This window comes from Gallibacterium melopsittaci (assembly GCF_042433085.1).
GTDB classification, from domain to species: Bacteria; Pseudomonadota; Gammaproteobacteria; order Enterobacterales; family Pasteurellaceae; genus Gallibacterium; species Gallibacterium melopsittaci.
Genome location: NZ_JBHLWA010000016.1, coordinates 24656 through 35884 on the forward strand (window position 1 = coordinate 24656; position 11229 = coordinate 35884).

Genomic DNA, 11229 nt, shown 5'->3' on the forward strand with positions numbered 1-11229 from the left:
ATTGTGAGCTAAGTTACTCAAAACAAAGCCCTAAACTAAAAATAATGTTAAATAATAGTGCTAATTTAGCCATTTGTGCAAGCATTGGGCGTAATTCTAATGCTTGTTTATGACGTAACACAAAAATAGCGTGTTTAATCATTAATGGTAATGCAACCACAAACAAGAAACTATACCAATGTTTAAAATGATTAACTGCAAATACTAATGCACAAATTGCTGCTAAAGCCAATAATGCAACATGATAATAGCAGCCATATTTTGCTCCAATACGCACAATTAACGTAATCTTACCCGCTTTCTTATCTTGCTCAACATCACGCAAATTATTGATATTCAACACAGCAACCGCTAAAAACCCTGACATCATTGCAGGTAAAAACATACTGCTACTCATTTGATGGGCTTGTAAATAATAGGTTCCCCCTACCCCAAGCAGCCCAAAAAAGATAAAAACAGAAAGATCACCTAACCCCATATACCCATATGGTTTCTTACCTACGGTATAAGTAATAGAAGCAATAATTGCAAGTACACCGAGTAACACGAAAGCAATAACATCATTCCATGTCTGACACGCTACAAAAATTAATGCTAATCCAGACACCATACTTGCCACAGTGACCAAAATTAACCCAATTCGTAATTGGGTAAAACTGATCACCCCTTGTTGAATACCTCTTAATGGACCGATACGCTCTTCCGTATCTGAGCCTTTGATATGATCACCATAATCATTCGCAAAATTTGAAACGATCTGTAATAACGTTGCTGTGATTAGTGCCAATAAAGCAACCATTCCATTAAATTGTTGATGATGATAGGCTAATGCAGAACCCGTAACAATAGAGGCTATCGCTAAAGGCAAGGTTTTAGGTCTTGCGGTTTCAAACCACATTTTACATTTGCTCGATTTCATTCATTTCTCTAAACTTATTAATCTTGTCGCACCTCTGTGCACAAGAGGAGAGTTTTTAATAAAACAAGTTGGTCATTTTACCCGAATTGATTGGATTGTATAGTGAATTCCGTGCAAATCCTCAGTACAAAAAAAGCAAGTCAATTCACGTTTCAATTGGCTTTACTATAACTACTTATTTATTGGCATAAGAGGTCAGATATGTCGCTTGAATTACAACCTGTCGCTATTATTCATACGCCCTATACAGAAAAATTTTCTGTGCCACGGCAGCCTGAATTAGTCAAACATGGTACTGGTATTTTAGAGCTGCTTCCTCCTTACAATGTGCCAGAGTGTGTGAGAGGATTAGAACAATTTTCACATTTATGGCTAATTTTTCAGTTTGATCGTATTCCGTCAGGTAAATGGTCACCAACAGTCCGCCCGCCTCGTTTAGGCGGTAATCAACGTATTGGTGTGTTTGCTTCTCGTGCGACACATCGTCCTAATCCTCTTGGGCTTTCCAAAGTACGTTTAGATCATATTGAAATTAACAAAGATAAAATCCTACTACATTTAGGCAGTGTTGATCTCGTGAATGGCACGCCTATTTTTGATATCAAACCCTACCTTACCTATGCAGATAGCGAACCTTTTGCTCAATCCGGTTTTGCTCAAACTAAACCTGAGGGATTATTAGAAGTCAATTTCACTCCTGAAGCACAGCAACAACTGAGTGTATTCATTGAGCATTACCCTACACTGCCAGCATTAATTACGGAAGTATTACAACAAGATCCCCGTCCTGCTTATCAAAGAACACAAATAACAGACAGAATTTATGGAATGACATTGTGGGATATTAATATTCAATGGAAAATGCATTCAGTGCAAACTATTGAAGTTATCTCTTTAGCTAAAGTTACCAAAAAAAACGGTCTTGAATAATCAAGACCGTTTCTCTGCATTTATTTTTGACTACATACTACAATGAAATGTAGTTTATTTTGTGGATCATTAAAGAACTTAAACATCTTTTTGAAAGTTGCTCGGTTTTCTGATTTCAACGCATTACGCACAATTTTTAGTGTCCCTAATACTCCTTCATCATAAATCATGCCTTTTGGCGATAATAATGTCATTTCACCCGAATAGGTATCAACATTATTAAAACCAGCATCTTTAAATAATGATTTCCAAGCCTCTTTGGTCAAAGGAGTTACACTAACATTAATCACATCACGCAATACGGCCAAAATTTCATCGACATTTTGTTCTAATAACATCACATCGTGCGTTAATAAGAAGCCACCTGGTTTTAAAACACGAAAATATTCTGCAACTGCTTTTTGTTTTGCTTCTAACGGCAACATCGTCAACATTGCTTCATTAATCACTACATCAAACGAATTATCCGCAAAAGGCAATTTCATTGCATTCGCACGTTGTACATGAATTAAATTATCTAATTTTGCTTCTGTGATCTGTTTCTGTGCTTTCGCCAATGCTTGCTCATCTAAATCAACACCTTCTATTTGGCAACCAAATTGGCTTGCCAATGCAATGGCTGTCGTTCCCATATTACAAGCAACTTCAAGCACTTTTTTGTTTTTATTCAAATCGGCATTTGCAATTAACCAATCAGTCCCTTTTTTACCACCTGGGCGAAGACGTGTTTTACCTAAGCGAGCTAAAAAATTATGGCCTATTTCTTCCTTTTTCATCCTATTTCCTTATCGTTAGATAAAATTAATGCTTGGTATTGTTATCTAGTACCATAAACTACAATGGTTTTGCCATGCGCAGAAATCAATCCCTGATCTTCTAACATTTTTAAAATACGCCCAACCGTTTCCCGAGAACAACCAACAATTTGCCCTATCTCTTGGCGAGTAATCTTAATTTGCATTCCTTCTGGGTGGGTCATCGCCTCTGGCATTTTTGCCAAATGCAATAAGGTTTGAGCAATACGTCCAGTAACATCTAAGAATGCTAAGTTACTCACTTGTTTAGATGTATTTTGTAAACGACGAGCTAACTGAGCAGTTAAATACATCAAAATTTCTGGATTGACTTGAATTAATTGGCGGAACTTCTTATAAGAAATTTCAGCAACTTCACAGGTCGTTTTTGCTTTTACCCAAGCCGTACGTACTTTCACTTCCTCAAATAAACCAATTTCACCAAAGAATTCACCTTGACTGAGATAAGATAGGATCATCTCTTTGCCTTCGTCATCTTTAACTAAAACGGCAACTGAACCTTTAATTAAATAGTAAAGTGTTTCTGCTTTTTCACCAGCATTAATTAAAGTACTTTTGGAGGGGTATTTGTGAATGTGGCAATGAGATAAAAACCATTCTAACGTCGGGTCACCTGCATGTGCTATTCCCGTATCATCCTGTTGCATTTCAATTTCTTCTTTCATATCCATACCACCAACACTTATGAGATTAAATAAATCTTTAAGACCCTGTTTTTATAGCATATTTTGCTCAGGTTGTCTTAAAAACTCTTGTTTTTCTTTAAGATCTAATGATTGATGCAGTTCCGACCACACAATCACTACCTTACCTGATTTAATTTGTTTAAGTAATCGTGTTTCTTTTTCAGCCAAACTTAACTCACGCACGCCGTAATCGGTTCCTTCTCGTAAAATAAAACTTTGTACGATATTACGCAATGCCGTTTCACTTAACTGTTCCCAAGGAATAATCATATTTTTATCTAATCAAAAAGTGGCTCAAGTAACTGCCACTGTACTGCAAAATTTTGAATTGGAGAATGACGGAAATCAGAACGCACATAACGCATAAATTGCCCCTCGCATAACAATACTAAATGTCCTGCAATGACTCTTTCATCAACTTTAAATCCTCGTCCTTCTCGCAATTTACGCATCTGTAATACATTGACTAATTGCCATTCTAAACGGTCAAAAAATGCAGCGACTCTTTGTTGCAACGACTTATCTTCAAACATCAATGCATGTCCAGTTAAAATGCGAGTTAATCCTGGATTTTTTTGTGCAAAGGTCAATACCATCTGCAAAATATCATGTACTCGCATTTTAGTATCTGTTTGCATTTTCATTGACTGAGTAATCCGTTGTAATAACACCATTTCAATCTGCTCGATTAATGCTTCAAATATTTTGGTTTTACTCGGAAAATAGCGATATAACGCAGCCTCTGAGACCCCAACCGCTTCAGCTAATTTAGCAGTTGTAATCCGCTCCATTCCCTGTTCTGAATGTAATAAATGTGCAACAATCGTTAATACTTGTTGCCGCCTTGCCGCTAAAGAACGTTTTTCAATTTTCTTTTTCGGCTTATTTTCCTGTATGACCAAATCCACCATCGCCTCGTTCTGTTTGTTCAAAATCAGCTACGATATTAAATTCAGCTTGTACAACAGGCACAAACACAAGCTGTGCAATACGATCACCTACTTCAATCGGAAAAGGCTGCTCACTACGATTCCATGCAGAAATCATTAATGGTCCTTGGTAATCCGAATCAATTAATCCGACCAGATTGCCTAACACAATGCCATGTTTATGCCCTAATCCTGAACGAGGCAAAATCACAGCAGCCAAATTTGGATCCGCAATATAAATAGAGAGTCCCGTTGGAATTAAGCGTGTTTCCCCTGGTTGTAAAATAATTTTTTCATCTATTAATGCACGCAAATCAAGACCTGCCGATCCTTCTGTTGCATAACTTGGCAATGGAAACTCATTACCAATACGTGCATCAAGAATTTTGACATCAATTTTTTTCATCGTTATTTTTTGTTATTTGATAAAGATTAACAATATGAGCGACCAACTGTTCTGCAAGTATTTGCTTATCTGCTAAAGGCAAACTTACATTACCTTTTGGCCAAAAGAGATGTAACGCATTACGATCGCTACTAAATCCTTGCCCTGCAATCGACACATCGTTAGCACAAATTAAATCTAGACATTTACGAGTTAATTTATCTTTCGCATAATTTTCAACATCTTGTGTTTCTGCTGCAAACCCAACTGTAAACGGTCTATGATGTTTAAGATGACCAACGTCGGCAATAATATCAGGATTTTTCACTAATTTTAATGTTAATTCATCACCACTTTTCTTAATTTTTTGTGCTGCAATCTCAGCCACTCGATAATCTGCAACCGCTGCACAACCAATAAAAATCTGATGTGTTACTGCTGTATTCATTGATTGTTCCCACATCTGTTGTGCTGTTGTTACCTTAATGACACTCACATCTTGTGGTGGATTTAAATTTACTGGTCCACTAATCAACGTTACTGTCGCTCCTTGCTTAGCAAACGCACGTGCGATCGCATAACCCATTTTGCCAGAACTATAATTGGAAATATAACGAACAGGATCAATCGCCTCTTGTGTTGGACCTGCGGTAATCGCTACCTTTAATCCTAATAATGGTTTTTCTGTAATAAAACTTGCAGATAATGCAGCAAAAATTTCACTTGGCTCTGACATTCGACCAGCACCAACATCTCCACATGCTTGTTCACCACTATTAGGTCCAATAATATTAATACCTCGTTGGCGTAAATTTGATAAATGCTGTTGTACAACTGATTGTGCATACATTTGTTGATTCATTGCTGGGGCAATAAAAATTGGGGCTTTAGTTGCTAAACATAACGTTGTTAACAGATCATTCGCCAAGCCTAAATTTAAACGTGCCAAAAAGTCGGCAGTCGCAGGGGCAATGACAATCGCATCAGCCCATTTGGCTAATTCAATATGCCCCATTGCTAATTCCGCTTGTGGATCAAAAAGTGATTGTGATACCGCATTACCCGAAATAGCTTGTAACGTAAGAGGAGAAACAAAATGCGCAGCGGCTTCAGTTAAAACAACTCTAACTTCCGCATCTTGCTTGCGTAATAAACGAATAAATTCAATAGCTTTATAAGCAGCAATTCCGCCAGTAATACCGACAAGAATACGTTTCTGTTGGAGATAATTATCCACGCGTTGATAACCTCTAGAAAAATCAACAAAAGATGAGCCATTCTACTGGATATTTGCTAGCCTGCCAATTTACCCCTACTTTTATTCTAATAAAATATGATTTTTTTCAACTTTACGATCTTTGCCACAAAAACAAGCTATTTTTTATCCATTCTGTTTTGTTCTCGCTACATTTCATTTTTATATTTTTGATATTAGGAATACTGTTATGTCTTCTTTAATGCCTCGAGAAAAACTATTACAGCAGGGTGCAGCAAGTTTAGATGATCAAGAATTACTTGCCATTTTTCTACGTACTGGATTTAAAAATTGTTCTGTCATGACATTGGCCGAACAAGCATTAATTCATTTTGGATCTTTACGTGAATTACTCAGTGCATCAGAAATAGAATTTTGCCAAGTCAAAGGGTTAGGTATTACCCAATATATTCAACTACAAGCCTGTATTGAAATGACAAAACGTTATTTATCACAAGAATTACAACAACAACCCGTATTTAATAATATCGAATTTGCGAAACTGTATATGCAAAGTGAACTGAGTATGCAGCAACGAGAGATGTTTATGGTTCTCTTTTTAGATAATCAACATCATCTTATCCAAAAAGAAGTATTATTTCAGGGCACCATTAATAGTACACAAATTCATCCACGGGAAATTATTAAATCAGCATTACAACATAATGCTGCTGCCCTGATTCTCTCCCATAATCATCCCTCAGGTATTGTTACACCTAGTACTCAAGATATTGAAATAACAAAGGAAATTAAAAATATATGTCAATTAATTGATGTAAAGGTATTAGATCATTTAATTGTTGGCAAGAACAAGGTTTTTTCCTTTTGTGAAGAGGGTTTAATGGGGTAGGGAGTATTTTTATTTTCTCTACTTTTTATTCGCAAATTCGCTCGGCTCACTTGCTCACCCTACGGGTCGGCAGCAAGCAGCTCTCAAAAAGTAATGCTTTTTGTTTTGCTTCGTTTTTTTGCACGAGCAAAAAATGAAGTCGCCCTTTAGGGCGAAACCTAAATCTAAAACTAAACCCACCAAACGGTGGGTTTATAACATCTTATTATGCTAACAACTGATTAATACGTTTAATAAACGCTGCTGGATTTTCTAACGTACCTCGTTCTGCAAGTAATGCTTGATCAAACAAGAGTTCTACCCATTCTGCAAATTGTTGCTCATCTGCAATATCAGCGACTTTCTTAATTAAACGATGCTCAGGATTGAGTTCAAATGTATATTTTACTTCTGGCATTTTTTGTCCTGCTGCCGCAAACAATTTTGCCATTTGTGTTGTCATCTGATCATTATCCGTTGATACAATCGCAGGTGTTTCACTTAAACGGTGGGTTAAACGTACATCTTTCACACGTTCCCCTAATAACGTTTTCACACGTTCAATGAAAGAGGCAAATTCCTGAGCTTCTTCTTTTTGCTTATTCTCTTCCTCTTTATCAGCTAAATCACCTAAATCAAGATCTGATTTCGTAATCGTTTGTAACGCTTTACCATCAAACTCTGTCAAATAGCTCAACATCCATTCATCAATGCGATCAGAAAGTAATAAAACTTCAATACCCTTCTTGTTAAAGATCTCTAAATGCGGGCTATTTTTCGCTGCCATATAGCTATCTGCCGTAATATAGTAGATGGCTTTTTGCCCCTCTTTCATTCTGGCGACATAATCTGGTAATGAAACTGTTTGTTCACTACTATCATTGTGCGTTGAGGCAAAGCGTAATAATTTAGCAATCTCTTCTTTATTCGCTGGATCTTCTGCTGGACCTTCTTTCAAGACTAAGCCAAATTCTTGCCAGAATTGTTGATATTTAGTTTGATCTTCATCTTTGGCTAATTTTTCTAGCATACCTAACGCACGTTTCGTTAACGCTTTACGCAATGCAGCAGTCACTTTGTTATCTTGTAATATTTCACGCGATACATTTAATGGTAAGTCATTTGAATCAATTAACCCTTTGATAAAGCGTAAATAATTCGGCATAAATTGTTCAGCATCGTCCATAATAAACACACGCTGTACATAAAGTTTTAAACCATGTTTTTGTTCACGATTGAAAAGATCCCAAGGTGCTTTAGCTGGTAAATAAAGCAAGCTAGTATATTCTTGATTTCCCTCTACTTTATTATGTGCCCATAACATTGGATCAGCAAAATCGTGACTTAAATGTTTATAAAACTCTTTATATTCTTCATCACTAATGTCTGATTTTGAACGTGTCCAAAGTGCTTGAGCTTTATTAATTTTTTCCCATTTAACGCCAGCTTCCTTCCCTTCTTCATCATACTCTTTAGTTAAAATTTCAACTGGCAAGCCGATATGGTCTGAATATTTACCGATAATTTCACGCAAACGCCATTCATTAAGGAACTCTTTTTCATCTTCACGTAAATGGAGTGTAATGTCTGTACCACGATCTTTCTTCTCAATATCTGCGACACTAAATTCACCTTCTCCAGCAGACTCCCATAACACACCTTGATCGGCACTAACGCCCGCAGCACGCGTTTTTACGGTAACTTTATCCGCTACAATAAACGCAGAATAGAAACCTACACCAAATTGTCCGATGAGTTGACTATCTTTTGCTTGCTCTGCCCCTAATGAAGAAAGGAATTCTTTCGTACCTGATTTCGCAATCGTACCGAGATGCTCAATCGCCTGTTCACGAGTCATCCCAATCCCATTATCACTAATGATTAATGTTCCTTTATCTGCATCAAAACTAATACGAACTTTTAAATCCCCATTACCTTCATACAGCTCTGGTGCAGACAATGCTTTAAAGCGAAGTTTATCTGCCGCATCTGAGGCATTAGAGATCAATTCTCTTACGAAAATTTCTTTGTTTGAATAAAGTGAATGGATCATTAATTGCAGAAGCTGTTTCACTTCTGATTGAAAGCCTCTCGTTTCTTGATTCTTACTCATACATTTTCCCTTTTAATTATCAAATTAGATTGTGGCGACTATCGCCAAACATCGGTTGCGTAAAATAGGTGTAAAAAAAGAAATTTCAAGATTTTAGGCAAGAAAAAAGTGCAAACCGTTAAATTTGCACTTTCTATATAGATTATTGAAATTCAATCAGATGCTATTAACTAAAAAGCCATCTTAAATGAAACAGTCGGAGTATGCTCAACGTAACCTTTACGCACATCAGCATCATAGCTTAATGATAAGCTCGCCGCTGGGGCAATTTGATAACGAATATCTACTCCCATTTCACCGCTCACACGTCCGTGTTGTGCGCCTTTTGTGGTGAATTTTAGATCTGGTGCGCCTGCAAAGGCTGCGCGAACTTCTGCTGGTTCACCAATGAGGTCATAACCAACAGCTGTCCTTGCACCAACAGATACTTTATCCGCTACACGGAATTGCGTTGCGATACCTGCTTTGCTCACTAACGCTTGGTTTGTACCTGCGTCAGCTTGAAGATTTAATACGCCAGCACCTTTTTCTTGGTAATGATTATTGCGTACTACTTGGTAATCCATACGGACAAATGGTTTGATTTCTGCATTATCGCTGCTATAAGCAGAGAAGTTCATACCTAAACCAGCATACGCCAATTTATTACCGTAATCCGCTTTTGCAGTACGATTTGCAAAATTGATAGTACGTTGCGTACTCACATCGCTATAACCGATACCTGCACGGAAATCTAAATCAATCAATGAACTTACTGGCGTATTACCATACACACCTAATTGAATGGTTTCCGCTTTCACGCTTTGATCAGATACTGATTCACGACTATGTACATTGTCATACGCATACCCCATCATCACACCTATGCGAGTTTGTTGATGACATTTTTCTGCACCAACCGCAAAGCCATAAGTATCGTCATTGTAGCCTGCTGCCCCTTTATACGCATTTTGTCGTCCGAAACTACCAAAGGTTCTTACCCAAAGATTCTTATCTTTTTGCAGTAAGTCACTTTCACAACGATCATAAATAGTCGCTAAATCTGCCAACGCTCTGCTGGTATCGGCAATCACTTGACTGCTTGCACCTGCTAAGGTTGGTAATGAAGCTAATAAGGCATCTGCAGCTTGTTGTTTATCACGAATAGTATAGAACAGACGTGATAATTCATTCGCTGGTGAACGAACAAAGTTTGCGTCTAAGGTTTGTGCTGCACCGCTAGCACGATCTAAGCCAAATTTGTTTACGATATTATATAAACTATAGCTGTCATCATTTTCTTTCGCTGCTCTCGGTATCAAAGTGATCTCATTACCAACAAATTGAGGCACAAAATTAAACAATGCACTATTGTCATCATAGCTTGCAAACTGATCACCGATAATCTTACCACCAGCCGTAATCAAATTTTCAAACTTGCCGTTTTTTAAATCTTCTTCGTTACTACCAGCAATATCTGTAAAAAGTTTACCATTAGTAATATCAGCATTGCCAGCTACATTAATCTTCGTATGCCCATCAGGTGTCGCAACGACTTTTAACGTACCATCAAGATTAAGATTGCCTAAAGAAGTACCTTCTTCGTTCAATGATAACGTCGCATCTGGTTTCACATTCACTGTGGCATTACCTAATTTACCGCCTTTAGAAATGTATAAAGTACCGTCATTAACATTTACATCACCGCTAAATGGATTATCGGCTTTCACATCAAATGTTCCTTTACCATTCTTATTGAATTCGCCAGTACCATTAATTGGTGAATTCACATCTTGCGTAACGGTCGTATTATCCGCAATGTTAACATTTAATTTACCTGCAATTTCAATCGCATCTTTACCTGTTGCCGTTGTATTAAAACCATCAAAGAGTGTATCACCATCAGCAGGTTTCAAGTTCAGGTTACCATCTTTACTTACGTTAATCTTCGCATCATCAGTACTGTCATCTTGTGCTAGATCAGACGTGATGTTCTTCGCATTCAAGGTACCATCAATTTGTACATTCCCTGAATTTACTGCAAAGTCTTTTAAGTCATTTGGTAACGTTCCAGATGTTAACGTGCCATCTTGATTCACTTGAACATTACCACCGTCAACTGTTGCACCATTTGCTGCAGTAACATCGCCATTTTCGATAGTTAAATTACCATCTTTTTTCACATTAAGTGTATCCGCATTCACTGTACCTGATGAAGTAAGTTTTGCTGAGTCTGGTGTACCATTACCGTCACCAACAGTAATATCACCACCATTTAAGGTACTGTCTTTTGCGACAGTCACATCACCATCATTGATATTGGTTGCATCCGCTTCTACTGTACCTTTGTTCACATCTACAGTACCGCCATTTACGCTTAATGCTTTAC

The 11229-nt window shown here is 37.4% G+C and carries 11 protein-coding genes; 2 read left to right on the top strand and 9 right to left on the bottom strand.

The features are described from left to right. Positions 1-13 precede the first annotated feature (13 nt). Positions 14-919 carry a 1,4-dihydroxy-2-naphthoate polyprenyltransferase gene (locus ACFFHT_RS04095; protein WP_382373734.1) on the bottom strand — a complete coding sequence of 302 codons (906 nt, stop codon included), beginning with the start codon at positions 917-919 and terminating at the stop codon, positions 14-16. A gap of 201 nt (positions 920-1120) precedes the next feature. On the opposite strand from ACFFHT_RS04095, the gene tsaA reads away from it, so the two are divergent. Then, positions 1121-1849 carry a tRNA (N6-threonylcarbamoyladenosine(37)-N6)-methyltransferase TrmO gene (gene tsaA / locus ACFFHT_RS04100; RefSeq protein ID WP_382373735.1) on the top strand — a complete coding sequence of 243 codons (729 nt, stop codon included), beginning with the start codon at positions 1121-1123 and terminating at the stop codon, positions 1847-1849. Positions 1850-1869: 20 nt separating this feature from the next. On the opposite strand, the gene ACFFHT_RS04105 is transcribed toward tsaA, so the two are convergent. From ACFFHT_RS04105 to coaBC, 6 genes are read right to left on the bottom strand one after another with little or no spacing between them, the layout of a single operon-like run. Continuing rightward, a complete protein-coding gene (locus tag ACFFHT_RS04105) occupies positions 1870-2625 on the bottom strand; it encodes a class I SAM-dependent methyltransferase (protein WP_382373737.1) in 756 nt (251 codons plus the stop codon). 41 nt (positions 2626-2666) lie between these two features. Next, entirely contained in the window at positions 2667-3335 is a 669-nt protein-coding gene (gene crp, locus ACFFHT_RS04110; protein ID WP_156540686.1) for a cAMP-activated global transcriptional regulator CRP, read from the bottom strand. Between the two features lie 45 nt (positions 3336-3380). After that, positions 3381-3620, bottom strand: coding sequence for a YheU family protein (locus ACFFHT_RS04115; protein WP_382373739.1), 240 nt, complete (start codon positions 3618-3620; stop codon positions 3381-3383). An 8-nt stretch (positions 3621-3628) separates the two neighbouring features. Beyond that, positions 3629-4261 carry a nucleoid occlusion factor SlmA gene (gene slmA, locus ACFFHT_RS04120; protein WP_382373751.1) on the bottom strand — a complete coding sequence of 211 codons (633 nt, stop codon included), beginning with the start codon at positions 4259-4261 and terminating at the stop codon, positions 3629-3631. After that, the gene (gene dut / locus ACFFHT_RS04125; protein ID WP_382373741.1) at positions 4233-4685 is read right to left on the bottom strand and encodes a dUTP diphosphatase; all 453 of its coding nucleotides are present in this window, start codon (positions 4683-4685) and stop codon (positions 4233-4235) included. Before dut ends, slmA begins: the two co-directional genes overlap by 29 nt. Beyond that, complete coding sequence (coaBC, locus tag ACFFHT_RS04130) at positions 4672-5901, bottom strand: bifunctional phosphopantothenoylcysteine decarboxylase/phosphopantothenate--cysteine ligase CoaBC (protein WP_382373743.1); 1230 nt, start codon at positions 5899-5901, stop codon at positions 4672-4674. Before coaBC ends, dut begins: the two co-directional genes overlap by 14 nt. 208 nt (positions 5902-6109) lie before the next feature. Here coaBC and radC point away from each other — a divergent pair, with 208 nt between their 5' ends. Beyond that, positions 6110-6769 (top strand): RadC family protein, encoded by a 660-nt coding sequence (gene radC / locus ACFFHT_RS04135; protein ID WP_382373745.1) that lies wholly within the window; start codon positions 6110-6112, stop codon positions 6767-6769. Positions 6770-6974: 205 nt separating this feature from the next. Here radC and htpG read toward each other — a convergent pair whose 3' ends face one another. Both htpG and ACFFHT_RS04145 read right to left on the bottom strand, forming a co-directional pair. Then, positions 6975-8861, bottom strand: coding sequence for a molecular chaperone HtpG (gene htpG / locus ACFFHT_RS04140; protein WP_382373747.1), 1887 nt, complete (start codon positions 8859-8861; stop codon positions 6975-6977). Positions 8862-9031: 170 nt separating this feature from the next. Continuing rightward, the coding region (locus ACFFHT_RS04145; RefSeq protein ID WP_382373749.1) for an autotransporter family protein at positions 9032-11229 on the bottom strand (2198 nt) is incomplete at its 5' end.